At 70.6% G+C, this 25,463-nt stretch carries 23 protein-coding genes; 6 read left to right on the plus strand and 17 right to left on the minus strand.

Annotation, left to right across the window (positions count from 1 at the left end; genetic code table 11):
* Positions 1 to 58 precede the first annotated feature (58 nt).
* From ACIN94_RS12675 to pdxH, 4 genes are all read right to left on the minus strand, one after another.
* Positions 59 to 2,284, minus strand: a complete 2,226-nt coding sequence (locus ACIN94_RS12675; protein ID WP_400703871.1) for a SpoIIE family protein phosphatase — start codon at positions 2,282 to 2,284, stop codon at positions 59 to 61.
* Positions 2,285 to 2,404: 120 nt separating this feature from the next.
* On the minus strand, positions 2,405 to 3,109 hold the full coding sequence (locus ACIN94_RS12680) for a metal-dependent transcriptional regulator (RefSeq protein ID WP_400703874.1): 705 nt from the start codon (positions 3,107 to 3,109) through the stop codon (positions 2,405 to 2,407).
* Between the two features lie 228 nt (positions 3,110 to 3,337).
* On the minus strand, positions 3,338 to 4,585 hold the full coding sequence (locus tag ACIN94_RS12685; protein WP_400703877.1) for an MFS transporter: 1,248 nt from the start codon (positions 4,583 to 4,585) through the stop codon (positions 3,338 to 3,340).
* A gap of 59 nt (positions 4,586 to 4,644) precedes the next feature.
* Positions 4,645 to 5,298 carry a pyridoxamine 5'-phosphate oxidase gene (pdxH, locus tag ACIN94_RS12690; RefSeq protein WP_400703880.1) on the minus strand — a complete coding sequence of 218 codons (654 nt, stop codon included), beginning with the start codon at positions 5,296 to 5,298 and terminating at the stop codon, positions 4,645 to 4,647.
* Between the two features lie 168 nt (positions 5,299 to 5,466).
* Between pdxH and ACIN94_RS12695 the strand changes: the two genes are divergently transcribed.
* Positions 5,467 to 6,573, plus strand: a complete 1,107-nt coding sequence (locus ACIN94_RS12695) for a citrate synthase 2 (RefSeq protein ID WP_400703883.1) — start codon at positions 5,467 to 5,469, stop codon at positions 6,571 to 6,573.
* Between the two features lie 123 nt (positions 6,574 to 6,696).
* Positions 6,697 to 7,806: a phosphoserine transaminase gene (gene serC, locus ACIN94_RS12700; protein WP_400703886.1), complete on the plus strand. Its 1,110-nt coding sequence runs from the start codon at positions 6,697 to 6,699 to the stop codon at positions 7,804 to 7,806.
* 48 nt (positions 7,807 to 7,854) lie between these two features.
* Here the strand turns inward: serC and ACIN94_RS12705 are convergent, their stop codons facing one another.
* From ACIN94_RS12705 to ACIN94_RS12745, 9 genes are all read right to left on the minus strand, one after another.
* Positions 7,855 to 8,481 (minus strand): GntR family transcriptional regulator, encoded by a 627-nt coding sequence (locus ACIN94_RS12705; RefSeq protein WP_400703889.1) that lies wholly within the window; start codon positions 8,479 to 8,481, stop codon positions 7,855 to 7,857.
* Positions 8,482 to 8,641: 160 nt separating this feature from the next.
* Positions 8,642 to 9,289 carry a rhomboid family intramembrane serine protease gene (locus tag ACIN94_RS12710; protein WP_400703892.1) on the minus strand — a complete coding sequence of 216 codons (648 nt, stop codon included), beginning with the start codon at positions 9,287 to 9,289 and terminating at the stop codon, positions 8,642 to 8,644.
* A 134-nt stretch (positions 9,290 to 9,423) separates the two neighbouring features.
* Positions 9,424 to 10,224: a crotonase/enoyl-CoA hydratase family protein gene (locus ACIN94_RS12715; RefSeq protein WP_400703895.1), complete on the minus strand. Its 801-nt coding sequence runs from the start codon at positions 10,222 to 10,224 to the stop codon at positions 9,424 to 9,426.
* Between the two features lie 9 nt (positions 10,225 to 10,233).
* Positions 10,234 to 11,007 carry an SDR family NAD(P)-dependent oxidoreductase gene (locus tag ACIN94_RS12720; protein ID WP_400703898.1) on the minus strand — a complete coding sequence of 258 codons (774 nt, stop codon included), beginning with the start codon at positions 11,005 to 11,007 and terminating at the stop codon, positions 10,234 to 10,236.
* A gap of 33 nt (positions 11,008 to 11,040) precedes the next feature.
* Complete coding sequence (locus ACIN94_RS12725) at positions 11,041 to 11,415, minus strand: STAS domain-containing protein (protein WP_400703901.1); 375 nt, start codon at positions 11,413 to 11,415, stop codon at positions 11,041 to 11,043.
* A 275-nt stretch (positions 11,416 to 11,690) separates the two neighbouring features.
* Positions 11,691 to 12,425, minus strand: coding sequence for an energy-coupling factor ABC transporter ATP-binding protein (locus tag ACIN94_RS12730; RefSeq protein ID WP_400703904.1), 735 nt, complete (start codon positions 12,423 to 12,425; stop codon positions 11,691 to 11,693).
* On the minus strand, positions 12,422 to 13,186 hold the full coding sequence (gene cbiQ, locus ACIN94_RS12735) for a cobalt ECF transporter T component CbiQ (protein ID WP_400703907.1): 765 nt from the start codon (positions 13,184 to 13,186) through the stop codon (positions 12,422 to 12,424). Before cbiQ ends, ACIN94_RS12730 begins: the two co-directional genes overlap by 4 nt.
* Positions 13,186 to 14,199, minus strand: coding sequence for an energy-coupling factor ABC transporter permease (locus tag ACIN94_RS12740; RefSeq protein ID WP_400703910.1), 1,014 nt, complete (start codon positions 14,197 to 14,199; stop codon positions 13,186 to 13,188). The genes cbiQ and ACIN94_RS12740 overlap by 1 nt, the downstream gene beginning before the upstream one ends.
* Positions 14,200 to 14,312: 113 nt before the next feature.
* Complete coding sequence (locus ACIN94_RS12745; protein ID WP_400703913.1) at positions 14,313 to 16,118, minus strand: glycosyltransferase family 2 protein; 1,806 nt, start codon at positions 16,116 to 16,118, stop codon at positions 14,313 to 14,315.
* 323 nt (positions 16,119 to 16,441) lie between these two features.
* On the opposite strand from ACIN94_RS12745, the gene ACIN94_RS12750 reads away from it, so the two are divergent.
* The 3 genes from ACIN94_RS12750 (at position 16,442) to ACIN94_RS12760 (ending at position 18,491) form a co-directional block, all read left to right on the plus strand.
* Positions 16,442 to 16,948 carry a leucine-rich repeat domain-containing protein gene (locus ACIN94_RS12750; RefSeq protein ID WP_400703916.1) on the plus strand — a complete coding sequence of 169 codons (507 nt, stop codon included), beginning with the start codon at positions 16,442 to 16,444 and terminating at the stop codon, positions 16,946 to 16,948.
* Positions 16,949 to 17,126: 178 nt separating this feature from the next.
* A complete protein-coding gene (locus tag ACIN94_RS12755) occupies positions 17,127 to 17,774 on the plus strand; it encodes a DUF3995 domain-containing protein (RefSeq protein WP_400703919.1) in 648 nt (215 codons plus the stop codon).
* A 300-nt stretch (positions 17,775 to 18,074) separates the two neighbouring features.
* Entirely contained in the window at positions 18,075 to 18,491 is a 417-nt protein-coding gene (locus tag ACIN94_RS12760; protein ID WP_400703922.1) for a hypothetical protein, read from the plus strand.
* A 145-nt stretch (positions 18,492 to 18,636) separates the two neighbouring features.
* On the opposite strand, the gene ACIN94_RS12765 is transcribed toward ACIN94_RS12760, so the two are convergent.
* Positions 18,637 to 19,179, minus strand: a complete 543-nt coding sequence (locus tag ACIN94_RS12765) for a flavoprotein (RefSeq protein WP_400703925.1) — start codon at positions 19,177 to 19,179, stop codon at positions 18,637 to 18,639.
* A gap of 571 nt (positions 19,180 to 19,750) precedes the next feature.
* Between ACIN94_RS12765 and ACIN94_RS12770 the strand changes: the two genes are divergently transcribed.
* Positions 19,751 to 20,161 (plus strand): cytidine deaminase family protein, encoded by a 411-nt coding sequence (locus ACIN94_RS12770; protein WP_400703928.1) that lies wholly within the window; start codon positions 19,751 to 19,753, stop codon positions 20,159 to 20,161.
* Positions 20,162 to 20,326: 165 nt separating this feature from the next.
* On the opposite strand, the gene ACIN94_RS12775 is transcribed toward ACIN94_RS12770, so the two are convergent.
* From ACIN94_RS12775 to ACIN94_RS12785, 3 genes are read right to left on the minus strand one after another with little or no spacing between them, the layout of a single operon-like run.
* Positions 20,327 to 20,884 carry a UTRA domain-containing protein gene (locus tag ACIN94_RS12775; protein ID WP_400704085.1) on the minus strand — a complete coding sequence of 186 codons (558 nt, stop codon included), beginning with the start codon at positions 20,882 to 20,884 and terminating at the stop codon, positions 20,327 to 20,329.
* Positions 20,885 to 20,939: 55 nt separating this feature from the next.
* Positions 20,940 to 22,106: an FAD-dependent monooxygenase gene (locus tag ACIN94_RS12780; protein WP_400703931.1), complete on the minus strand. Its 1,167-nt coding sequence runs from the start codon at positions 22,104 to 22,106 to the stop codon at positions 20,940 to 20,942.
* A gap of 52 nt (positions 22,107 to 22,158) precedes the next feature.
* Complete coding sequence (locus tag ACIN94_RS12785; protein ID WP_400703934.1) at positions 22,159 to 25,416, minus strand: BTAD domain-containing putative transcriptional regulator; 3,258 nt, start codon at positions 25,414 to 25,416, stop codon at positions 22,159 to 22,161.
* Between the last annotated feature and the right edge of the window lie 47 nt (positions 25,417 to 25,463).

Here is a 25,463-nt window from a genome sequence, read left to right on the forward strand (position 1 = left end):
ACCATTCCCCGGTGACATTTCGAGACCGGGGAGCGGTCTCGGCCGGACCGTCCCGCGGTCAGCGGGACTTGGTGGGGATCTCGAACCAGACCGCCTTGCCCTCCTTGGTGGGGCGTGAGCCCCAGCGCTTGGCGAGCTGGTCGACGAGGTAGAGGCCCCGGCCGCCCTCGTCGTTCTCCCCGGCGCTGCGGATGCGGGGAAGCCGCAGGTCCTGGTCGAAGACCTCGACCCAGACCGCCTCCCGGCCCCTGCGGAGCCGGAGCGTGAACTCCTTCTCGTTGACGATCTCGTCTTCGAAGTCCGGCAGGTCGTCCCAGGTCTCGTCGAAGGAGATCGGGGCGTCCATCATCAGCTCGCGGCGCGGGACGCTGGTGGTGGCGGCGTGCAGTACCACGTTCGTCACCACCTCGGAGACCAGCAGGCAGGCGAGCTCGGCGCGCTCCTCGGGGACGCTCCAGCCGGTGAACGCCTCCGCCGCCATCCGGCGGGCCTCCCCGACCATGATCGGCTGAGCCGGGAAGGTGCGCTCCTCCACTTCAAGGTCGTCAGGGGAGGACCGGACCACCAGGATGGCCATGTCATCGTCGATCTCACCCGGCACGGCGGTCGTCGCGGCGTGCGCGAGGCCCTCCACCGAGGCCTCGGAGATCTCGACGAGCCTGGTGCAGAGCAGCGCGAGCGTCTCCTCGTCGTCGGGCGCCCTGCCGTCGGCGTCGCGCACGGGACGGCGGTCGACGAGACCGTCGGTGTAGAGCAGCAGTGCCGCCCCCGGGGGCAGCGTCCGCGTCTCCTCCTTGTAGACCAGGTCGGCGTGGACGCCCTTGGCGCGGACGCCTAGCGGCTGGCCGACCTCCTTGATGTCGAGCTCGGCGCAGACGCCGTTCTCAAGCAGCAGCGGCGGGGCGTGACCGGCGTTGGCGAACGACAGCTGCCGCGACCAGGCGTCGTAGATGAGGTACTGGCAGGTGACGATGGGCGGGATGCTGATGTCCTCGCCGCTGTCGTCCTGCTCGGGGGTGGCGATGATGCGCGTCCACTCGTCGAGCCGGGCGAGGATCTCCGCGGGTGGCTTGTCGTCCTGGGCGAAGGCCCGCAGCGCGGCCCGGAGCTGGCCCATGACGGCGGCGGCCTTGGCACCCCGGCCTTCGACGTCGCCGATGACGATGCCGACCCGGCCCGCCGACAGGGGGATGACGTCGTACCAGTCGCCGCCGACCTGGGTCTGGATGCCCTGCCCGTGTGAGGCGAGCGGCGCCGCCGGGTAGTAGCGGACCGCGATCTCCAGCCCGTCGAGCTGGGGCAGCTCACGGGGGAGCAGGTATTTCTGAAAGGACTCGGCGGTGTGCCGTTCCTCCTCGAACAGCAGGGCGTTGTCCACGGCCAGGGCGACCCGGGTGGCGATGGCCCCCACGAAGTCGCGGTCGAAGGCGTCGTAGTGCGGGCTGCGCCGGTCGGTCAGGTTCGACAGGCCCAGGTACATCAGCCCGAGGGTCTCCCCGCGCACGCACAGCGGCGCCACGATGGCCGAGGTCATCCCGATCTCGGCCGCCAGACGGGTCTTGGTCTCGCCGGGACTGGGGTAGTTGGTCTGGGCGAAGTCCTCGACCAGGATCGTCTCCTGGCGGCGCAGCGCGATTTCGGCGTAGTGTCCCGTCGGATAACGGATCTCGGCGCCGAGCGGCGCCCAGGTGCCGGGCGGCGGGCTCCATCCGGGAACGTGGGTGGAGACTCTCCGGGTGAGCCGCTCCCCATCCATCAGCTCGATGAAGCAGTGGTCGGCGAACTGCGGGACGAGCATCTCGGCGACACGCTTGAGTGTCTCCTCGACGTAGAGGGAGCCGGCGAGTCGCTCGCCGATCCGTTCCAGCAGGCCGAACCGGTCCTTCTCCCGCTCGTTGCTGCGCATCGCCTCGCGGGCGGTGATGACGATGCCCGTCACCGATCCCGACGCGTGTCGCAGCGGCACGGCCTGGGCGCGGACGTAGACGATCGTCCCGTCACCGCGCCTGACGTCGAAGGTGCCCTCCCACACACCGCCCTTGAGCACGTGTTTGGCGAGCTCGACGGCGAGTGGGTGGTCCTTCTCCATGATCCCCAGGGAGAGTGACTGGTCTCGCGACCCCGGGAGCCCGGGACGGCCGAACAGCTTCTCCGCGAAGGGGTTCCAATAGAGGAGGTTGCTGAAGCGGTCGGTGACGACCACCGCCATCTCAGCATGATCAAGGACGGAACCGGCCGAAAGGTGGTCGGCGGTGTCCTGGGTGACATCCCCCCACCGTTTCATCCGGTGACCACCCCTCGGGGACGGGTGTGCGCAAAGCGAACCACGGTTGCTCCTGCTGCAGTCTCGGCCGGGGAGTGAAGGGGCTCCCGAGGGGGATCCAACCAAGCAGAGGGGCCTCGGTCAGCGTGTGGAGACGAAAACGTGCGCGGCGATGTCTCGCGGAAGCTCCGCAAGCCTGTTCTCCGCTCCGTCGTCACCTGTCACCCGCACACCGTCGTCGCTCGCCGCGAGCGTTACCTCGCGTCCGGGTTGTATCCCAACTTGCTTGAGTTTAAGCATCACAGCTGGATCGCTTTGCACTTGTTCGCTAATTCGCCGCACCACAACGGGTATATCTCTGGGTCCGGCCACGGCGGCCATCGACGGCAGGGACTCCCAGTCGCCTCCCTGGACGCCCTCGACCCCGAGTTCTTCCAGGCCCGGGATGGGGTTGCCGTGCGGGTCCTCGATCGGGTTGTTCAGCAGGCTGACCAGCCGGGCCTCCACGGATTCGGACATGACGTGCTCCCAGCGGCACGCCTCGATGTGCACCTCCTCCCAGGGGAGGCCGATCACCTGGGTGAGCAGGCATTCTGCGAGGCGGTGCTTGCGCATGACCCGTGTCGCGAGCGTGCGGCCCAGGTCGGTCATGGTCAGGTGCCGGTCGCCCTCGACCCTGACCAGGCCGTCGCGCTCCATGCGGGCGACCGTCTGGCTGACGGTGGGACCACTCTGCTGCAGCCGCTCGGCGATACGCGCACGCAGAGGGACGATTCCCTCCTCCTCCAACTCGAAGATCGTGCGGAGATACATCTCCGTGGTGTCGATTAGGCCGTGTGCGGTCAAGGCTCCTCCCGTCCTGTCTCGATGCCCTGTCCATCGCGCGCTGGTGCCGTGAAGCCGCGCGGGACCGGAAAGTCTTGGACCCTGACCCTATTGTGAGGTCCGTCCCCCATGACAAGAGCGCAAACACCGGCGGTTGTCGAATCCTTCCCGAGTCGTTCACCGCCCCCGTACCGCGGACCGGCGGCCCCTTGAGCCCCGGCCCCGTGGACTCTGAAGCCCCGGGCCCGCTCACCGGCTCCGTACGGCGGGCCGGTAGTCCCTGAACGCCGGTACGGCCAGGCCCACCACGAGCACCGCGACCGCGCAGGCGATCCCGCCGCCGATCCATGCCCCGGTGGCGCCGGACCAGGTCGCGGTGACCCCGGCACGCAGGTCCCCCAGCCGGGGGCCGCCGGCGACCACCACCAGGAACACGCCCTGCATCCGCCCGCGCATGTCGTCGGGCGCGTGGGTCTGCAGGATCGTCTGCCGCCACACCGAGGAGATCAGGTCGGCGGCTCCGCCGAAGGCCAGCAGCGCGACCATCAGCCAGAGCTGTCCCGCGAGCCCGGCGGCGGCGACGCTGAGCCCCCAGGCCGCGATCACGGATGTGATCGCCAGGCCCTGACGCTGGATCCGGCCCACCCAGCCCGACATCAGGCCACCGAGCACCGAGCCGATGGCCATGCTCGCCGACAGCCAGCCGAACGCGACCAGCGAGCCGCCGAACCGCTCGGCCACGATCTCCGGGAACAGCGCCCTGGGCAGCGCGAACCCCATGGCGATGAGGTCCACGACGAACGACATCATCACGACCGGGTGCCCCGCGACGTAGCGCAGGCCGTCCAGGACGGATCGTAGGCCGGGCCGGGTGATCTCGCCGATCGGCGTGATCCGCGGCAGCCGCAGGGCGGCGTAGAAACCCGCGCCGAACAGCAGTGCGTCGATCAGGTAGGCGGTGCCGAACCCGCCCTGGGCGAGCACGAGGCCGCCGATGAGCGGGCCGACGACGGAACCGACGCCGGACGCCAGATAGTTGAGCGTGTTGGCCGCCGGGATGAGCTCGGCGGGGACCAGCCGGGGGATGATCGAGCCCCGGGTCGGCCCGGTGATGGCGAACCCGGTGGCGTGCACGGCCACGGTGGCCAGCAGTAGGCCGACGTTGGTCATTCCCAGGGCGGCCTGGACGAGCAGCGCGAGCGTGGCGGTCCAGGCGATCAGCGCGCCGACCAGGAGCAGCCGGCGCCGGTCCACCGCGTCGGCGACGGCACCGCCCCAGAGCCCGAAGACCACCAGGGGGATCAGGTTGGCCGGGCCGAGCATGCCGACCCAGAAGGAGGAGCCGGTGATGGCGTAGATCTGGGCGCTGACGGCCACCGAGGTGAGCTGGAAGCCGATGAACGACACGCCTTGGCCCGCCCAGAGCCGCCGGTAGTCCGGGACCCCCAGCGGACGCGTGTCCATCGCAAGCCGCCCGACCAGATCCCCGAACCTCACGCTGTCCCCTTCGCTCGCCCGCCATACGCGGATATATCAGTAAAGGGCGGGCGGGCGCGTCAGGGGGCCAGGCGCTCGATGGTCCAGGAGTCCCCCGAACGGCGGTAGCGGAGGCGGTCGTGCATGCGGTCGAGCCGGCCCTGCCAGAACTCCACCTCCGCGGGCACGACCCGGAACCCGCCCCAGAAGTCCGGCACCGGCGGATCCTCCGGCCACCGCTCCGCCAGCTCCTCGTAGCGGGCGTCCAGCTCCTCTCTGGAGTGCACGACGGCCGACTGCCGGGACGCCCAGGCCCCGATCCGCGAGCCATACGGGCGGGACCGGAAGTAGACGGCCGACTCCTCGCGCGACAGCCGTACCACCGAACCCTCCACCCGCACCTGGCGGCGGATGGCGTGCCAGGGGAACAGCAGACCGGCCCGGGGGTTCTCGGTGAGGTCCCGGCCCTTGCGCGACTCGTAGTTGGTGTAGAAGACGAACCCGTTCTCGTCGTAGCCCTTGAGCAACACGGTTCTGGCCGTCGGCCGCCCTCCGGCGGAGGCGGTCGCGACCACCATCGCGTTCGGCTCGGGAAGCCCGGCGTCCACGGCCTCGCCGAACCAGACGGCGAACTGCGACACGGGATCGGGTGCGACTTCGGCCTCCAGCAACGGCAGGCCCTGATAGGTGCGGCGGAGCCCCGCCAGGGATGGCGGGGGCGAAGTGGCGTCCACGGGAAGGTATTCTCCCGTGCTTGACGGAAAAGATGCGCACCGCCCCCACCTGGGACGATCGCGTTCCGACGGGTCCGGCGGCACACCGCCGAGCCTCGCAGGGTTGAATATGACCCGCCGGTATCTCGACATCAAGGCTTTGACTTCAAGAAAGGGAGGCGGCCGACAATGTCCGACTTCAAACCCGGGCTCGAAGGCGTAGTAGCTTTCGAGACGGAGATCGCGGAACCGGACAAAGAAGGGGGCGCCCTTCGCTACCGGGGCGTCGACATCGAAGAGCTGGTCGGCCGCGTTCCCTTCGGGAACGTGTGGGGCCTGCTTGTCGACAACACGTTCCAGCCGGGTCTCCCCCCGGCAGAGCCGTACCCCGTTCCCGTCCATTCCGGTGACATCCGCGTCGACGTGCAGAGCGCGCTGGCCATGCTGGCCCCCGTGTACGGTTTCAAGCCGCTGCTCGACATCGACGAGGAGCAGGCACGCGCCGACCTGGCGCGCGCCAGCGTGACCGCCCTCAGCTTCGTCGCCCAGTCCTCGCGCGGCCTCGGCCTGCCGATGGTCCCGCAGAGCGAGGTCGACAAGGGCACGAGCATCGTCGAGCGGTTCATGATCCGCTGGCAGGGCGACCCCGATCCCAAGCACGTGAAGGCCATTGACGCCTACTGGACGTCCGCGGCCGAGCACGGCATGAACGCCTCCACCTTCACCGCCCGTGTCATCGCCTCCACCGGCGCGGACGTGGCCGCGGCGCTGAGCGGCGCGGTCGGCGCCATGTCCGGTCCGCTGCACGGTGGCGCCCCCGCCCGCGTGCTGCACATGATCGAAGGCGTCGAGCAGGTCGGCGACGCCAAGAAGTACGTCCAGAGCGAGCTGGACAAGGGCCAGCGCCTCATGGGCTTCGGCCACCGCGTCTACCGGGCAGAGGACCCCCGCGCCCGGGTGCTCCGCCGCACGGCCAAGGAGCTCGACGCACCGCGTTACGAGGTCGCCGCGGCCCTGGAGAAGGCGGCCCTGGAAGAACTGCACGCCCGCAAGCCCGACCGGGTGCTCGCCACCAACGTCGAGTACTGGGCGGCGGTCATCCTGGATTTCGCCAAGGTCCCCTCCTCCATGTTCACCTCCATGTTCACCTGCGCCCGCACCGCGGGCTGGGCCGCCCACATTCTGGAGCAGAAGCGCACGGGCAGGCTCGTCCGCCCCAGCGCCGACTACGTGGGCCCGGCACAGCGCTCGGTCAACGACGTCCCCGGCGCCGCCGAGGTTCTCGGCACCATCTGACCGGTCTCCCGAACGGCTGCCGCGCGACCATGTCGCGCGGCAGCCGTTCCGCATTCCAGACTCGCCCATCTCAGAATCCGGACTTCTGCCTGGATCGGCCGGAAGGCTCAGTAGGCTGTTCAGGTGGCTGACATCGTGATTCCCGCAGACATCAAGCCCGCCGACGGCCGTTTCGGCTGCGGGCCCTCGAAGGTGCGCCCCGAGCAGTTGGCGGCTCTGGCGGCCTCAGGATCCAGCGTGCTGGGCACCTCACACCGCCAGAAGCCGGTCAAGTCCCTCGTCGGGCGCGTCCGTGCGGGCCTGTCGGAGCTGTTCTCCCTCCCCGAGGGATACGAGGTCGTTCTCGGCAACGGCGGCACCACCGCGTTCTGGGACATCGCCGCCTTCGGGCTCGTCCGTGAGAAGTCGCAGCACCTGAACTTCGGTGAGTTCTCCTCCAAGTTCGCCTCCGTCGTGGCGAAGGCCCCGTGGCTGGGCGACCCGACCGTGATCAAGTCTGAGGTCGGCCGCCACCCCGAGGCCCGGCTGGAGGAGGGTGTGGACGTCTACGCCCTCACCCACAACGAGACCTCGACCGGTGTCGCGATGCCGATCAGGCGTGTGGGCGAGGACGGCTCCCTCGTCCTGGTCGACGCCACCTCCGGCGCCGGCGGCCTGCCCGTCGACATCAGCGAGACCGACGTCTACTACTTCGCCCCGCAGAAGAGCTTCGCCTCCGACGGCGGCCTGTGGATCGCCCTGATGTCCCCGGCCGCGCTCGCCAGGGTCGAGGAGATCGCCGGCAGCGGACGCTACGTCCCCGAGTTCTTCAGCCTGCCGGTGGCGATCGACAACTCCAGCAAGGACCAGACCTACAACACCCCGTCGGTCTCCACGCTGTTCCTGCTCGCCGACCAGATCGAGTGGATGAACGGCAACGGCGGCCTGGCCTGGACCACCGCCCGCAGCGCCGACTCCGCGCGGCGGCTCTACACGTGGGCGGAGAAGACCTCCTACACCACGCCGTTCGCCGGTCCGGAGTTCCGTTCCAGCGTGGTCGGCACCATCGACTTCGCCGACGGCGTCGACGCCGCCGAGATCGCCAAGGTCCTGCGCGCCAACGGCATCGTGGACACCGAGCCCTACCGCAAGCTCGGCCGCAACCAGCTGCGCGTCGCGATGTTCCCGGCCATCGACCCGGACGACGTCGAGGCTCTGACGCACTGCATCGACCACGTGGTCGAGCGGCTCTAATCCCTCGATGAACCCCCGGGGACCGGTCCCCGGGGGCATCGGCATTGGTCAGAACTCGTCGGCCCCGGTGACCTGGGCGATGGGGAAGACGTGGCGGGAGGCCGCGCAGATGGTCTCCAGCGTGTGGACCGGGGTGCCGTCGTCGCCGTAGCCGGCACGCAGGATCTGCACCACCCACTCACCGGGATCGAGCTCCAGGGTCGCCTCCTCGAAGGCGGTGGGCGGGCGGGCGATCAGGTGCTCCTCGGCATGGCCGAAACGGTGGCCGAGGGCCTCGATCCCGGCCTGCAGACTGGGCCGCACGAAGTCGGGGTCGGCGAGGGGGGTGTCGCCGAAGAGGTCCAGGCGGAAGTAACTGGTGGCGATCCGCACGGGCACGTCGTCGGCGAGCAGCAGCTTGCGGCGGGCCAGGACCTCGGTGCCGGGCTCGACGCGCAGGGCGGTGGCGATGTGGTCGGCGGCGGGCTCGGTGCCGACATGGAGCATGCGGCGGCCCGCACGGATGCCCTGCCGTTCCGCCTCGGTCATGAACAGCGACGCCGAACCCCGTACGGCGGGCTCGGTGGGCAGCGCCCGCCGGACCAGCACCCTGGGCGGCCTCCGGAGCGGCCCTGCGAGGCCCTCCGCGGCGCCTGTGGCGCTCGCTGCGGTGTCCTTCCTGGCCGTGTCGTCCACGCCTTCCCGTCCCCCCTGTCAAGCGGTCGTCCCGGCCGACTTTAGCCGTCCCCGGACACCTGGCGACGGGGTGGGGACGGATACCGCGAGGAGTCGGCCGGCCCCGCGCGGTCAGCGGGCGGGGACGGGTGCCTGCGCGGAGTCCGCCGGCCTCGCGCGGTCAGTAGGCGGGGATGGCGGCCGGGCGCTTGCGGCGCAGGACCCAGGCGGCCAGGACGCCGCCGACCAGCCCGAACAGGTGAGCCTGCCAGGAGATGCCGGGCTGGCCCGGGAACACGCCCCAGACGATCGAGGAATACGCCACCGCGACGCCGACGCCGATCACGATGTCGAGGACGCGGCGGTCGAACAGGCCCCGGGCGACGACGTAGCCGAAGTAGCCGAACACCAGCCCGCTCGCACCGACCGTGACAGTAGTCGGCGAGCTGGTGAACCAGACGCCCAGGCCGCTCACCACGATGACGATCAGGCTGGCGGCCAGGAAACGGCCGATCCCGCGCAGCGCGGCGAGGAAGCCGAGGACCAGCAGGGGCAGGGAGTTGGCCATCAGGTGGCCGAAGCCCGCGTGCAGGAACGGGGCGAGGAAGACGCCGGTCAGCCCTTCGGGGGTCCACGACCTGATGCCGTAGGCGTCGAAGTTGACGGGCAGCACGTAGTCGATCACCTCGATGACCCACATGCCCGTGACCAGGACGATGATGAGCATCGCGGCCCCCGCGGCACCGGCCGCCAGGCTGCCTGCCCTGCGCTTGAGATGCTCGCCCGAAGACCGTTCCGTCGGAGTGGTCCGGGTCACGTGGTCGTTCATTCACTCTCCTGGCCGTCGGAGCGGTCACCTGGACGGCAAGTGCCCCCGCCGCGCCCGTCCACACCTTTACCGTACGCATTCCGGGCCTTGAATGTGCCGGACGTGTCCATACAGATCACGCCCGGCACCGAGCCCTACTCGCCCTTCCACTCCGGGGCGCGCTTCTCGGCGAAGGCCGCCGCCCCCTCCATCGCGTCCTTGGAACCGAACACCGGGTTGATGATCTCGCCCTGCCTGGCGAACATCTCGTCCCTACTCCAGTCGGCGGACTCGACGATCACCCGCTTGGTCGCGGCGAGCGCCAGCGGAGCGTTGGCCGCGATCCTCTTCGCGAGCTCGAGCGCCCTGGCCAGCGCCTCGCCCGCGGGCGTGACGTGGTTGACCAGGCCCACCTCATACAGCCGGGAGGCGGGGAAGTGGTCGCCGGTCAGGGCGATCTCCATCGCGATGTGGTACGGGATCCGCTGCGGCAGCCGCATGACACCGCCCGCCCCCGCGACCAGGCCCCGCTTGGGCTCGGGCAGCCCGAACCTGGCCTCCTCGGAGGCGATGATGATGTCGCAGGCCAGCGCCAGCTCACAGCCACCGGCCAGGGCGTAGCCCTCGACCGCGGCGATGATCGGCTTCTTCGGCGGCGCCTCGACGATGCCGCCGAAGCCCCTTCCCTCGACGACGGGGAAGTCGCCGGTCAGGAAGCCCTTCAGATCCATGCCGGCGCAGAAGGTGCCGCCGGCCCCGGTGAGGACGTAGGCGGAGACGTCCTTGCGCTCCTCCAGCTCGTCCAGCGCCGCGGCGATGCCTCGGGCGACCACGCCGTTGACGGCGTTCCTCGCCCGGGGACGGTTGATCGTGATGACGGCGACACCGTCGTCGACCTCGACCAGAACGTCGTCGGTCCCAGAAGCCGGCAGAGGGTTGCCGGACGCGTCAGACACCGATGACTCCTACTTGGGCTGGAAGCGGATACCACCGTCGAAACGGACGGTCTCGGCGTTCATGTAGTCGTTCTCGATCAACGAGCGCACCAGGTGGGCGAACTCCGCGGGCTGTCCCATGCGCTTGGGGAAGACCACCGGTGCCACCAGGGTGGCCTTGAACTCCTCGGCGTTGGGCGCGAAGCCGTAGATGGGAGTGTCGATGATGCCCGGGCAGATCGTGTTGACGCGGATACCGACGGCGGCCAGGTCACGCGCGGCCGGGACGGTCATGCCGACGATGCCGCCCTTGGACGCCGAGTACGCCACCTGACCGACCTGGCCCTCCAGCGCCGCCACGGAGGCGGTGTTGATGATCACACCGCGCTGACCGTCCGCGTCGACCGGCTCGGTCTTGGCGACGGCCGCCGCGCCGATGCGCATGAGGTTGAAGGTGCCGATCAGGTTGACCTCGATGACCTTGCGGTAGGACGCCAGGTCGTGGGGCGAGCCGTCACGTTTCACCGTACGGGTGGCCCAGCCGATGCCCGCGCTGTTCACCACGGTACGGAGCGGCTTGCCTGTCGCCACGGCCGCGTCCACGGCCGCCTGCACCTGGTCCTCGTCCGCGACGTCGGTCTTGACGAAGACGCCGCCGAGTTCGTCGGCGAGCGACTTGCCGCGCTCCTCGTTGAGGTCGGCGATGACCACGGTGACGCCGTGGGCGGCGAGATCGCGGGCCGTGGCCTCTCCGAGACCGCTGGCACCGCCCGAAATGATTGCTGCTGATCCGTTCAGGTCCATGAGCGGACTTTAACCTGGAGACCGAATGAAGTTCTACTCAGGGTGGCCAAATGTCCCCCACGACGGGGGCTGAATCCCTCCCACGGCACTGCCGACGTCGGGGTAGACCTTTATCCGCCGATCCAGCCCGGTCGTGCGCAGGATCCGCGCCACCGGCCCCTGGGGCGCGGCCAGGCAGACCCCGCCGCCCTCCCCGGTGGCCAGCCGCCACGCCTCGATCAGCACGGACAGGCCGCTGGAGTCCATGAACGACAGGGCGGTGAGGTCGAGGACCAGCCTGGGGCTGTCGAGTTTGATGGCGTCGCGGACCTCGTCCCGGAGGAACGGAGCGGTGAACAGATCGAGCTCACCCTCGACGGTGACCACCACAGCGTCACCAACGGCGCGACGAGCCAGCCGTAGCTTCATCAATCCTCCTCGCGCCCATGAGGCAGACCCACTTTACTTTGCCCTCACCGTAGGCGAAGGCATGCGGCCTACGATCATTTATCTGGATCAGGAGGCTATGGCAGGAACGCTACATATCGCCGCCGGATCTGTCGGATTCCCAGGATCCTCCGAGTCTGCTGGGCCCGCCGAGTCTGCTGGGCCCGCTGGATCCGCCGGTGAACGCCATGCCCGAGCCGGGCGCCGCACCCGAGCGGGGCGCCGTGCCCGAGCGGGGCGCCGTGCCCGGGAGCCGGTCACGGCAGGGCGAAGCCGTACGGCAGTTCAAGCCGGTGGGCGGCGAGCAGATCGGCGTCGGCGAGGATGTCCCGGGTCCGCCCGTCGGCGGCGATCACGCCTCCGGAGAGGACAAGGGAGCGGTCGCACAGCTCCAGGGCGTAGGGCAGGTCATGGGTGACCATCAGCACGGTCACGTCGAGACCCCGCAGGATCTCGGCGAGCTCTCGGCGGGAGGCGGGGTCCAGGTTCGACGAGGGCTCGTCCAGCACCAGGATCTCCGGCTCCATGGCCAGTACGGTCGCCACCGCGACCCGGCGGCGCTGGCCGAAGGACAGGTGGTGCGGGGGCCGGTCGATCGCCTCCAGCATGCCCACCCGGTCCAGCGCGTCCTTGACCCGGCGCTGCAGCTCCTCACCCCCGATCCCCAGGTTGGCCGGGCCGAAGGCCACGTCCTCCCGGACGGTCGGCATGAAGAGCTGGTCGTCGGGGTCCTGGAAGACGAGCCCGACCCGCCTGCGGATCTCCCTGAGCGAGTCCTTCGCCACCGGCAGTCCGGCCACCGTCACCGTGCCGTGCCCGGCGGTCAGGATGCCGTTGAGATGCATCACCAGCGTCGTCTTGCCCGCACCGTTCGGTCCGAGCAGCGCCACCCGCTCCCCACGCCCGATCGCGAAGTCCACCCCGAACAGCGCCTGCGTGCCGTCCGGATAGGCGTACGCCAGCCGGCGCACCTCAAGAGACGGTGTCGTCATGCCAACCCCCAGGTTCCGAGCAGCACCACGAGCGCCGCGCCCGGCAACATACTCGCGGCGAGCCACTGGCGCGACGAGGCGGACAGATCCTGGATGACCGGCATCGAGCCGGTGTAGCCGCGGCTGAGCATCGCCAGGTGCACCCGCTCGCCCCGCTCGTAGGACCGGATGAACAGCGCGCCCGCCGACCTGGCGATCACCGGGATGTGCCGGACGTCCCTGGCCACGAACCCCCTCGACTCCCTGGCCACCCGCATCCGGCGCATCTCGTCCACGATCACGTCCATGTAGCGGAGCATGAACATCGCGATCTGCACCAGCAGCGGCGGCAGCCTGAGCCGCTGCGCGCCCAGCAGCATCAGACGGGGCTCGGTGGTGGCCGCCAGCAGGACGCTCGCAAGCACGCCCAGGGTGGCCTTGGCCAGGATGTTCCACGCGGCCCACAGGCCCGCGACGCTGAACGACAGCCCCAGGAGGGTCACGCGCTCGCCGGACCCGATGAACGGCAGCGCCACGGCGAACACCACGAACGGGATCTCGACCGCCATCCTCCGCAGCAGGAAGGACGGCGGGATCCGCGCGGAGAACGCCACGGCCGCCAGGAGCAGGGCGTAGAGCCCGAACGCCCAGAACCACTCGCGCGGGGTGGTCACGACCACCAGGGCGAAGCAGGCCACCGCCGCCAGCTTGCACTGGGGCGGCAGCCGGTGGACGGGCGTGTCGCCCGGCCGGTAGAGCCGGTGGTGGTGCCCCGCGCCCACTAGACCGAGACCTCGGCCCTGGTACGGCGGCGCACCCCGAGGAACAGCCCGCCGCCGACCCCGAGGGTCACCCCGACCCCGATCAGGCCGGCCACCCCGACCGGGATGCCACCCGCCTCACCGTAGTCGGCGAGCGGCTGCCCGCCCAGGGAGTGCTCGGCGGCCTGGCTGCTGAAGCCCTTGTCCTCGGCGACCCGCTCCAGCCCGTCGGGCGAGGAGGAGGCGTAGAAGCTGACGACCCCCGCCAGCAGCGCCGCCACCCCGATGCCGGCTGGCACGAACCAGCCCGCACGCCGCGGGGCGGCCGGGACCGGGGCTCCCTGAGGCACCACGGTGTCGCCGTCGGCGCCGCGCAGGACCAGCGGGGCGGCCAGCCCTCGCGCGCCGTACACCAGGTCGGGACGGATCGCCAGTACGGTGCTGACGGTGACCGCCGTGATCAGGCCCTCACCGAGGCCGATGAGCACGTGCACGCCGCCCATCGCGGCGGCGACCGTGCCGATCTCGACGGGCGCGGTGCCCCCGATCCAGAACAGCAGGGTGAAGGCCAGCGCCGCGGCGGGCACCGAGACCAGGGCGCCGACGAACGAAGCCGCCACGACGGCGGTCCTGCCCCTCGCGGCCCGGGTGATCAGGCGGAAGGCGGCCCAGCCGACCACGACAGCGAAGATGCCCATGAGCGTGATGTTGACGCCCAGCGCGGTCAGCCCGCCGTCGGCGAAGAAGAAGCCCTGCACGAGCAGGACCACGGTCACGCACAGCACGGCCGTGTACGGCCCGACGAGGATCGCGGCGAGCGCGCCGCCGAGAAGGTGCCCGCTGGTGCCCGCGGCGACCGGGAAGTTGAGCATCTGGACGGCGAAGACGAAGGCGGCGACCAGACCCGCCATGGGGGCGGTCCGGTCGTCGAGCTCACGGCGGGCGCCACGCAGGCAGACCGCCACGCCGGCCGCCGCGACGGCCCCGGCGGAGAGGGAAACGGCTACGTTGAAAAAGCCATCGGGTACGTGCACGAAAAGCCTCCGAAGTGCGTAATCACCCCCTACTTTAAGCCATGAGCTTGTAGTTGCAATAAAGTTGCATTAACGGAGACAGGTCGGAGGCTTGCGGTTGCGACAAGCCGCCGTTAACGGAGGATGCGCCTGACGAACGTCCCGGGCGTGGCGGTGCGGACCACCGTGCTGAGCCGCCCCTTCCCCGCCGTGGCGTACGGCCGCACGCTCCGCCTGACCAGCCCCCGCCACCACGTGCGCTGCGGCACGATCGTCACCGCCTCCGCCTCGATCCGGAAACGCGTGGGCGGTCCCCCGAGGTCCAGTTCCAGATAGGCGTCCCAGGTGCCCGGCCCCAGCCGGCCCACCATCTGCTGGGCCGCGAACGCGCCCCCCGCCCCGACCGCGACCGGCTCGTGCCGCTCCAGCCCCGACCACCGTTCCCGCCAGACCAGATGGCGTACGGCGTGCGCCCCCGGCGTGCCGGTGCCAACGACGATCTCCCCGGCGATCACCAGCCGGTGGCCGGCCGCCCAGCGCGTCCGGGTCAGCCGCACGCTGGCGGGCACGCTCACCACGTGCCCGCCGACGTCGAGGCTGAGGTTGCCGTGCGGCCGGGTGAAATACGGCAGGGCGACGGCACCCCCGACCATGCGGGGCACCGGCTGGGCGATCCGCCCGTCCCGGTCGGCGCCGAACCGCGCGACCCGGGTGACCCCCTCGCACTCGACGGTCACCTGGACGTCCCAGACGCCCGAGGGCAGCCTCCCGATGTCGATGAGACCGGTGAAACCGTCACAGTCGCCGGTCACCGGGACCACCACCTCGGCGGGCGGCTCGGTACCGCCGTGCCGCAGCCGCAGCACCAGGGCCAGCCCGCCGACGGCGAGCTTCGGGCGGCCCTCCTGCTCCAGCGCGCTCAGCTCGACCCTGCCGGAAACGACCAGCCGGTTCTCCTCGTCCCAGCGGAGCTCGGTGAGCTCCCGGCGCACCACGGCCGACTCGATGTGCGCCAGCCGTACCAGGCGGCCGATGTCCTGGAGCGCGGCGAGCCGGCTCCGGTCGATGACGGTGAGCCGGGCGCGGACACCGTCGGTCAGCCATCGGTCGCACATGTCGGCCACCTCGGCGACGATCTCCTCGCGCTGCACCTCCCCCGCCTCCAGGAAGGGCCGGCCGAGGGCGCCGAAGGCGTCCAGCCGGAAGTGCCGCCGGAGGAGGTGGTCGCGGAGCGCGCCGGGACGCACGTGGGCGACCACCAGCTCGATCGGCCGCCTGATCATCCGCAGCCAGGAGACCGGGTCGCGGCTCCCCTCCTGCTGCATGATGCTGCTGCCGTCGGGCCGGGCGACCAGGTGGTAGCAGTCGTAGTCGGCGACCACCGAGATCACACCGGCGTGGCAGTAGGCGTGGGCGGTGAAGACCACGTCCTCGCCTACCAGCAGCGTCTCGTCGAAACGGATGACGTGGCGCTCCAGCATCTCCCGGCGGAACAGCTTGAAGCAGCTCAGGCTGTTGTAGACCGCGCTCTCCCCGAGCGGCGCCCGCTCGGCGTTCCGGCGGAACATCGAGACCGGCGCCCTGCGGTCATGCCCGACGATCTTCCCGAGGACGATGTCGGAGCCGTTGCGGTCGGCCATCGCGAGCATCCGCTCCAGCGCCTCGGGGCCGAGGTAGTCGTCGGCATCGCAGAAGAAGACGTATCTACCGCGGGCGTACGAGATCCCGACGTTGCGGGGACGGCCCGCGCCGCCGGAGTGCTCCTGCCGGATGACCCGGATGACGCCGCGATGGTAGGAGGCGTAGAGGTCGAGCAGCTCGGCGCTGCCGTCGGTGGAACCGTCGTCCACCACGACGATCTCCCTGTTGACCCGCTGGATCAGCAGGGAAGTGAGACATCTGTCCAGATAGGGGCGGCAGTTGTGGACGGCCACGATCACGCTGACATCTATCTCGGCTGACCCGGATGTCACGTAACGACCCGCGCCCTCCCCCGCGGCCTCGCCGCCGTACCCCGTGCGAACTCGCGAAAGGATCGTCCCCGTCACCGCCGTGCCCCTCGTCGGTCACTTTTGGTTTACATGACGTTCCAGTATGTGACGGAGAGCCGTCCGTGCGCGGCGGATCCAGAGTCTTCGTCCCCGCACCTCCCCACTGCGGTTGCCGTTCTTGGTAAAAAACAACCGGTCCGTACGGCTCTGCGTCAGGTGTCCGTACGGCTCGCATCAGTTGAACGGCCTGCATCAGTTGAACAAGGAGAACCGTGCTGCACGAGTTGATCGCCCCCGGCGCCGGGCTCACCGAACTCCCGGCCCCGGCCGGTGACCCGGCCCTGCTGCGCCGCATCGACCTGGCCTGGAACGAGCTGACCGAACTGCCGCCGTGGATCGGGCGGCTCCCCCGGCTGGAGGACCTCCGGCTGGACGGCAACCGGCTCCACGACATCCCTGACCTGCGCGGCCTCACCGCGCTGCACACCCTGCACCTCGACGGCAACGCGCTGACCCGCTTCCCGGAGAGCGTCCTGGGACTGCCCGGACTGCGGACGCTCTTTCTGTACGGCAACGCGATCACCTCCCTGCCCGGCTCCATCACCGGACTGAGCAGCCTCACCCACCTTGACCTGCGCAACAACCGCCTCCGGGACGTGCCCGACACCCTGACCGATCTGCCCGCCCTGGAGAAGCTCGACCTCCGCTGGAACAAGCTCGACGGCGACCCGGAGGTCCTGCACCGGCTGACCCTGCGCGGCTGCGCCGTGCTCCGCTGAGTGCTCCATCCGGCCCGCCGACGGCGACGAGGCCGGGACCTGCCGGGCGGGGCCGGGTCTGTGCACCCTGCGGCTACCCGGAGCGCTCCGCCGGGCCGTACCGCCGTTCCCCTCCAGTGAAGAGATGTCATTCCGGAGGGGGAGGCACCGGGCGTGCGGCGCTGGAACCGTTGAGGGCATGACGGATTCACCGGATTCACCGGATTCACCGGATTCACCGGATTCACCGGCAGATGAGACGACGCCCCGGCCCCGCCGGGCGGCCTGGGCGGGGTACGGCGCGGCGGTATGGGGCTTCCTGTTCGCGCTGCCGAGCTTCTACTGGGCCCTGGGAGGTACGGCCGGCGCCGCCACGACGATCTCCCCGTCCCTGGTCGCGCTGGTGGAGAACCGGGTCACCTGGTTCCTGGTGGTCCTGTGGGTCACCGGCGTGCTCAAGGTCGTCGGCGGGGTGCTGGGGCTCGCCCTGGTCCACCGCGGCTGGGGCACCGGCATGAACCGGCTCCTGCAGTTCGCGGCCTGGGGCGCCGGGGTGCTGCTCCTGTGGCACGGCGGCCTGTTCGTCCTGTACGGACTACTGCTGCGGCCCGACATCCCCGAAACGCCGACGGAACTTCTGTCGGTGCTCCGCTGGTACACCTACCTGTGGGGCCCGTGGTTCATGATCGGCGGCCTCCTGTTCATCGCGGCCGCCCGCATCCACCTACGCGGCCTGCCCAGCCTGCCCAGCCTGCTCGGCCGCCGGGGCGCCGTGATCGCCGGCGCGATCGGCGGGACCGGCGCGCTGGTCCTGTCGGTGGCGATGACGGTCATGGGCATCGGCTGACACTCAGCGGCGCGGCAGAGCACAGAACACAGAACGCAGGATGCAGGGATAAATCGGATATGCCGACAGCGATGAGAGCCAATGGCGGCCTTAATCGGCTGCCGCCTGCCCAGCTGAACTGCTTATTTACCGGTCAGATCAAGAAAAAGCCCCGGCCAACACCCCTCCGGGAGAGGCCACCGGCCGATCCTCCCTCGGGGAGCCTGCACGCCGTACCTTGACAGAGGGAGAGCGCGGTTGACGGGGGCCGGATCGCCCCTGACAGTGGACTTATCGTGATCACAGGTAGGGGAGGTTGCGGTGCCGGTGGACAGGAAGACCCTTCCCGTGCGGCGTCCGAGCCTTGCATCCGCTGCCGGAACGGCCGGGCTGCTGGCGGTGGCGACCTTCGTCAACTACATGGCCTGGCTGGGATGGGACCGGGAGAAGGACGTGCTGCCCGACGGCACCACCACCGGCCCCTACCAGCCCTGGCAGGTGGTCGGCGTGGCACTGGGCCTGGGGGTCCTGGCGGCCGTCGCGGGACGGCGGGGCCACCCGGTGATCGACGCCGTCGCCATCTCGCTCACGATGACGGTGTGCTGGTCGGTCAACGCCGCCACCTCGGACGACAGCGGCCTGTGGGCGCTGGGCGCGGCGATGGTGCTCGCCGGGACATCCCTGGGCGCGGGAGCGGTCGCCGCCATCGCGGCGAGGTTCCACCGGGGCTCCCGCTAGGTCACCGGCGTGGCCGAGGTCGCATCCCGCACGCGGGCGTGGGGTCACCGTCAAGGTACGGAGACCGCCCGCATGAGAGCCGGGAGGTCCTGAAACCGGGAAACCCCCCGGGAGACGGGCACCGGCTGAAGGTACGGTTCCGGGATCAGGGCGTATCGGTGAGGCGGTCCATCTCGGCGAGGGCGAGCTTCCAGGGGCGGTCGTCGGCGCCACCGGAGCCGGGAGACCGGGGCTCGGACTCCCCTTGGCCTAGGAGGACCCTCACACCTTCGGCCCGTAGCTGTTCGACGCTGTGGCGGAACGGCACCCGGTTGGCAAGAGCGCTGTTCACGAACGGCAGCACCACCACGGGAATCCCCAGACCGGGAGCCTCGGCGAGAAGTCCCAGGGCGTAGGTGTCGGCGATGCCCTGGGCGAACTTGTTGACGGTGTTATAGGTGGCGGGAGCCACGATGATCGCGTCGGCCCGGGGTGGTTTCGGCTCGTCCGGCCTGCGGTAGCGGCTGCGGACGGGGCGGCCGGTCTGCTTCTCCAGCTCGTCGACGTCGACGAAGTCCAGCGCGGCCGGGGTGGTGACGACCTGGACGGCCCAGCCTCTTTCCTGCGCCATCGTGACGAGGCGGCCGACCCCGACGGCAGAGCCGGCGGCGCACACGATCACGTAGAGAACCTTGCCGGTACGGCTCACGGGGTGACTCCAGATGCTTCAGCGGGCGCCGCCCATCCGGTGAATCCGCGGCGCCGTAGGGCAGTCATGCCGGACGGGCCTGACGCAGGTGAGACCGGAACCCTGTCCGCCATAGACGATAGTCAGGATATCGGGCAAACTTGTAGAAGATTCCCGCTGAAAGGGTTGCGAATTTGTCTGGCGCCGGAATAGTCGAGGTCATTGTTCTTTGGGTGGGTTCGATTGTCGTTCAGTTCTTTGTTATATACTTCGCTGTGAAAATGGCATTGAAGCACGACCGCGAACGTTCCGGTCCTCGCGAACCACACCCGTGACCACGCGGACGAGCGACGCGGGTCCGGGCTGCGTACGGCGCCCTCGGATACATCCGCCGCGCCGCGGCCCTGCCGGCTCTCGGAGTCCTCGCCGGCCTTGCCGCTGATCGTGAACTTCGTCGTGGTGTCTCCTGCTCCGTGTTCGGGTCTCTGCTTATGTGTCAATCCTCGGGAAGCCCGGATCGACGTGGGGAGCAGAACTTCTCCGGGAAATATCGGATGGCTGCGGCAGACGGATGTTTGCTAGCTTCCGATCCGTGACTACCGTGTCTAACGATGAGCTGATCGGCTCCGCCGAGGCGGTGCTCAATCCTCACACCGTTGGCGACCGCCTCTTCGGGAACGTGGGGGCCACCCTGGTCACCGAGGCGGGCACCCTCTACTCCGGCGTCTGCGTCGACACCGGCTCGGGCACGGGATTCTGCGCGGAGCACGCGGCCATCGCCGCCATGGTCACGGCCGGCGAATACCGGATCGCGAGGATCGTCGCCGTGTGGCGGAGTGACGAGGGCGTTCTGCACGTGCTGCCGCCGTGCGGACGCTGCCGGGAGTTCATCCGTCAGATCGACCCGGCCAACATCGACACCGATGTGGTCCTCGGCCGGCGCACCTCAACCAGGCTGCGGGAACTGCTGCCGTTTCACGGATGGCCCGACCCGCTCGACTGACACCGGGAAGGGCTATCGGGTCTCCCGAGCGGTCCTCCGACCGTTCCGGTGATTCACAGCGTGATGCGGTTCACCCCGATCTGATCTGTTCACGCAGGTCACGGGCAACGCGGAGGTAGGCGTGCAGCCTCAGTCATGCGCTACCTCCTCAGCCTCGTACGTGATTCACTCCGATGCCTCCCCGACAGGGCCGGAGTAGCCAAGCCGGGAGGTCTCGGCGGGCACGACGATGTCTGCGACCTCGACCGGCCGTCCCTCGGCGAGATAGGTGCGCTCGATCGTCATCACGATGCTGCCCGGCGCGATTCCCAGGAGCTTGGCCTCTTCGGGAAGTACGAGCCGAGCGCCGACGTCCTCGATCCAGTCGTCGACGGCGATGCCGATCTCGGCCATCCGGTGGGTGACGCCGAGACCGGCGGCGGGGCCGTCCTCCGGGAACGCGATGATCGTTCCTTTTGTGAGTGCCAGCGGCTCATAGGAGTCAGACAACATCCATGGCTGATCGTCAGCGGTGAACACGTACCGGGTGTGCATGACATCGGGCCGGTCATCCTCGGAGTCGTCGAGGGCCAGGCGGGCCCGCACCTCCGCCGACGCCTGGGTAGTGGCCGACTCATACCTCCAGCCGCCGCTACGTCCCTCCCGACACCCTGCCCGGAGGCCGGGCCCCTTGACCAGTCCGGCAGCGAGGTCGCCCCCGTACCTCCTGCCGGACTCCCCCAGGCCCCGGCCTCCGTCCCCGGAGTGCCGGGGCCACCCCCCGGCCGTATCCCCTGGGTCACCTTGGGGTGGAGGTCCGGGTGAGCTGGGCGTAGTCCTTGAGCTTGATGTCCGTGGCGAACCAGTCCGTCATCTTCAGCAGTCCCCGCAGGAGGATCCTGCGCTTGAACATCCAGTTCCGCATCCTGATCCCTCGCCGGGTCCTCGGGGCGAGGAAGGAGCCGGCGTTGCCCTGCCTGGCCACCTTGGCGTAGCCGCGGAACTCCTCGTCGTACTTCCGGAACGCCACCCGATGATCGCCTCCGGCCGCCGCCAGCTCCCCGGCCAGCACGTACGCGCCGACGACGGCCAGTCCGGTGCCGAAGCCGCCCAGAGTGTTGCCGTAGGCGGCGTCGCCGAGCAGCACCACCCGGCCCCTGGCGTACCGGTCGACGCGGACCTGGCTGATCGAGTCGAGATAGAACTCGCGCGCGTCCGGCACCCGGGCGAGGATCTCGGGTGTCTTCCAGCCCGCGTCCCGGTAGGCGTCGATCAGGATCCGCTGCTGCCCGCCGGTGTCGTAGCGGTCGTAGTCGAGCTGCTCGGAGGCGAAGACGAAGAACGCGGGCGACTTGGGACCGCCGAGCGACACCAGCCTGCCCGGCTCGTTGTACATCATGCTGTCGATGCCGGCGTCGAGGTCGGCCAGCGCGTAGTAGTGGCCGAGGAAGCGCACGTAATCCGACTCGGGGCCGAAGGCCAGCCGCCGGACGTTGGAGTGGATGCCGTCCGCGCCCACGACGAGGTCGAAGGTGCGCGGCACGCCGCGCTCGAAGGTGACGTGCACGCCGTCCGGCGTCTCGGTCAGCGAGGCGATGGAGTCGCCGAAGACGTACTCGCAGCTCCCCGCGGTCCTCTCGTACAGCAGGGCGGAGAGGTCACCGCGGAGGATCTCGATGTCGCCACCGGTGAACTCGCCCGGCATGACCGCCAGCCGCCTGCCACCGGCGTCGACGATGGTCTGGTCGGCCCCGCCTGTCTGGCGCCGCCGTACCTCCTGGAGGATTCCCATCCGCTCCAGCACGGTGAGCTGGGTCGTGCCCTTGAAGTCGACGGCCTGGCCGCCGGTGCGGAGTGCGGGCGCCCTCTCGACGACGGTGACGGCGCAGCCGTAGCGGTTCAGCCAGTAGGCGAGCGCGGGGCCGGCGATGCTCGCGCCGGAGATGAGGACCGTGGTGTTCTTCATGTCCGGAAGCTTCGCGAGGGGCGCTGACAGCTCACCGATCATCGGCTGACACTCACACGTCCCCGCCGTCGACCGCTGTCAGCGCCTCCCCGTCCCCCGGCCCCTCGCTCTCTCCCCGCTCACCACCCTCACCACCCTCGCCGCTCTCGCCGCTCTCGCCGTCGAGCACTGTCAGCGCCTCGTCGCGGCTTAGCACGGCGCCACGGGCGAACGCCGACGCGAACGCCTCCGGGCCGGCGAGGTCACGGGCGCGCGCGGCGATCCGGGCGACGTCGCGGTCGCCGGCCACGGCCGTCCCGCGCAGCGCCACTGCCACGCCGAGCAGCAGCGCCGCCCGTTCCCCGGCGTTCCCCGGCGTTTTCCCCGCTCCTCCCAGCAGGACGGCTCCCGCGTGCCCCTCGGCCGCGTCGGCGATGTCCGTCGTCAGAGGCGACCTCCGCGCCGAGGCCAGCGCCTGGCGATGGCGGAGCCGGGCTCCGGCGGGATCGCCTCCGGCCTCGGCCAGCCGTCCCAGCGCGGTGAGTACGCGGGCCCGCATCCCCTCGGCGCCGAACGCCCCGGTCTCCGAAGCCCGCAGCGCCGTGCCGAGCAGGCGACGGGCCTCGATGAGATCGCCTTCGAGCCGCGCGATCTCACCCAGGCCCAGGTGGACCTCGGCGGGCACGCCCTGCAGGCCCGCCCTGCGGGCGAGCTCACCGGCGCGCCGGTAGTCGGCGGCAGCGGCGGCGAGATCCCCCTCACGCACCAGCCCCTCGGCCCGGCGCTCCAGCACGTCCGCGGTCTCCTCCAGCGCGCCGAGTTCTTCGAGCAGCCCCATCGCCTCCCCCCACAGCTCACGGGCGCGTGCCCACTCTCCACGCCGGCTCGCGATCAGAGCCAGCCAGTCGAGGCTCTGAGCCGTTCCCCACCGCTCGCCGAGGGATCGGAAGCGGGCCAGCACCTCCTCGAACTCCCGCTCACCCACGGCCGGGTCACCGTCGAACATCGCCAGCAGGGCCAGGCTCAGCCGTCCCAGCGCCTGGTTCCACGGGTCGGAACCGAGCAGCCGGCCGGCATCGGGTCCAACCGGTCGCGACGGCCCCGCGACCATGCCCCACAGGGGCACGGTGAAGGGGTGCCTCGCCGGCCGGTCCAGCGACCGCATGATCGCCCCGGCCCGTTCCCAGTGTTCGGGCCGCGCCCGTGGTACGGCATGCGCCACGCACATGACGTACTCCTCCTCCAGCCCCTCGGGAGGCCCACCGATCGCGTCGAGAACCTCGGCCGCCGCCTCCCCCGCGTGGCTGCGCCGCCCGCTCAGCCACCAGTACGCCGCCAGCGCGGCGATCAGCCGCAGCGCCGTCTCCCGGTCGTCGCGTACGGCCCTGCGCAGCGCGGCCATCAGGTTGGCGTGCTCGGCGGAGAGCCGGGCCAACCACCGGAGCTGCTCGGCCCGGCGGAGGTGGGGATCCGCGCGCTGTGCCAGGTCGAGGAAGAATCGGGCGTGGGCGCCGCGCAGGCGCTCCCACTCCCCGGCCTCGGCCAGCTTCTCCGCGCAGAACAGCCCGATCGTGTTGAGCATCCGGTACCGGTCGCCGTCCGTCTCGATCAGCGACCTGTCCACCAGGTCGGCCAGCAGCTCGGCGGCGCCTTCCATGCCGCAGACCTCCTCGACCGCCTCCAGGGAGGCGCTCCCCGCGAACACGGTGAACCTCCTGGCCAGCGCCTGCTCATCCGGCGTGAGGAGATCCCAGCTCCACTCCACTACCGCGCGCAGGGTCCGGTGTCGGGCCGCCGCCGTACGGTCGCCGCGCGACAGCAGCCGGAACCGGCCGTGTTCGGCCAGGCGCGTGGCGATCTCCTCGACGGTGAACGACCGCAGCCGCGCCGCCGCCAGCTCGATGGCCAGGGGCAGTCCGTCCAGCGCCGCGCAGATCCGGGTGACCGTCTCCACGTTGTCCTGCCCCAACTCGAACGCCTGCCGTACGGCGGCCGCCCGGTCGGCGAACAGCCGCACGGCGGGATAGGCCGACGCGGCGGACGGCGGGGAGTCCGGCGGCGGCGTGGCCAGCGGCGTCAGCGGCACCAGTGTCTCGCCGGTGATGCCGAGGGGCTCACGGCTGGTGGCCAGGACTCTCAGCCCCGGGCACTCACCCAGCAGCCTGCGGGCCAGCGTGGCGGCGGCGGTGACGACATGCTCGCAGTTGTCGAGGATGAGTAGAAGTTCCTGCCCGGCGAGCGCCGACACCAGGCGCTCCGTGGGGTCCGACGCGCGCAGCGACTGGAACCCGCTCTCGCGCAATCCGAGGGCGCCGAGCACCGCCTGGGGCACCTGATCGTTGCCGTCGGACGAGAGGATGCCTCCGCCGAGCGAGGAGGCGCCGCCGCCGGACGAGGGGGTGCCGCCGTCGAGCGGGGAGAGATCGGCGAAGCACACCTCGTGCCGCCCGCGCCCGGCCGCCTCGATCGCCAGCCGGGTCTTGCCGGTGCCGCCCGGCCCGATGATCGTGATCAGGCGGGAGTCGCTCAGCGCGTCGATCCGGGCGAGCTCCTGCTCGCGCCCCACGAAGCTGCTGAGCTGGGCCGCGAGCCGCCGCGGCACCGGCGCGGGGTTCTCGGCGCGCAGGATGGCCAGGTGGACCTCGGCGAGCTCCGGCGACGGGTCGGCGCCCAGCTCCTCGGCGAGCAGGCGCCGGGTCTCCTCGAACACCGCCAGCGCCTCGGCCTGCCGTCCCGCCGCGTGCAGGGCGCGCATCAGCTGCCCTCGGAGCCGTTCCCGCAGGGGGTGCGCGGCCGCCAGCCGCCGCAGGTCGGCGACCGAGGTGCCCTCGGGAAGGGTGAGTTCCGCCTCGACGAGATCCTCCGCCGCCACCAGCCGGAGCTCCTCCAGCCGCGCCGCCTGTGCCTGCCCGGAAGGCAGGTCGGCCAGGGCCGGCCCCCGCCACAGGCCGAGCGCCTCCCGCAGCAGGCCGGCGGCGGCCGGATGAAGGCCCGCCGCCAGCTTCCGCCGCCCTTCGCGGGCGAGCCGCTCGAACCGGTGAGCGTCGACGTCGTCGGGGTCGATCGCGAGCCGGTATCCGGCCCCGTGGAACTCGACCAGCTCGACGGGCAGGTTGCGGCGGAGCCGGGACACCTGCGCCTGCAGCGCGTTGGCGGCACCGGCAGGGGGGTCGTCACCGTACTGACCGTCGATCAGCTGGTCCACGCCGACCACCCGGCCCGCGTTCAGCAGCAGCATCACGAGCAGGGCACGCGGCCGGGGACCGCCCACGGAGATCGCCTCACCGGTGGGGGATCGCACGTCCAGAGGCCCGAGGATGCCGAACTGCATGCCGCCGATTGTCTCCCATCCCGCCGGGCGGCCAGGGAACCGATGTG

Source organism: Streptosporangium sp. NPDC087985 (assembly GCF_044741965.1).
Lineage (GTDB): Bacteria > Actinomycetota > Actinomycetes > Streptosporangiales > Streptosporangiaceae > Streptosporangium.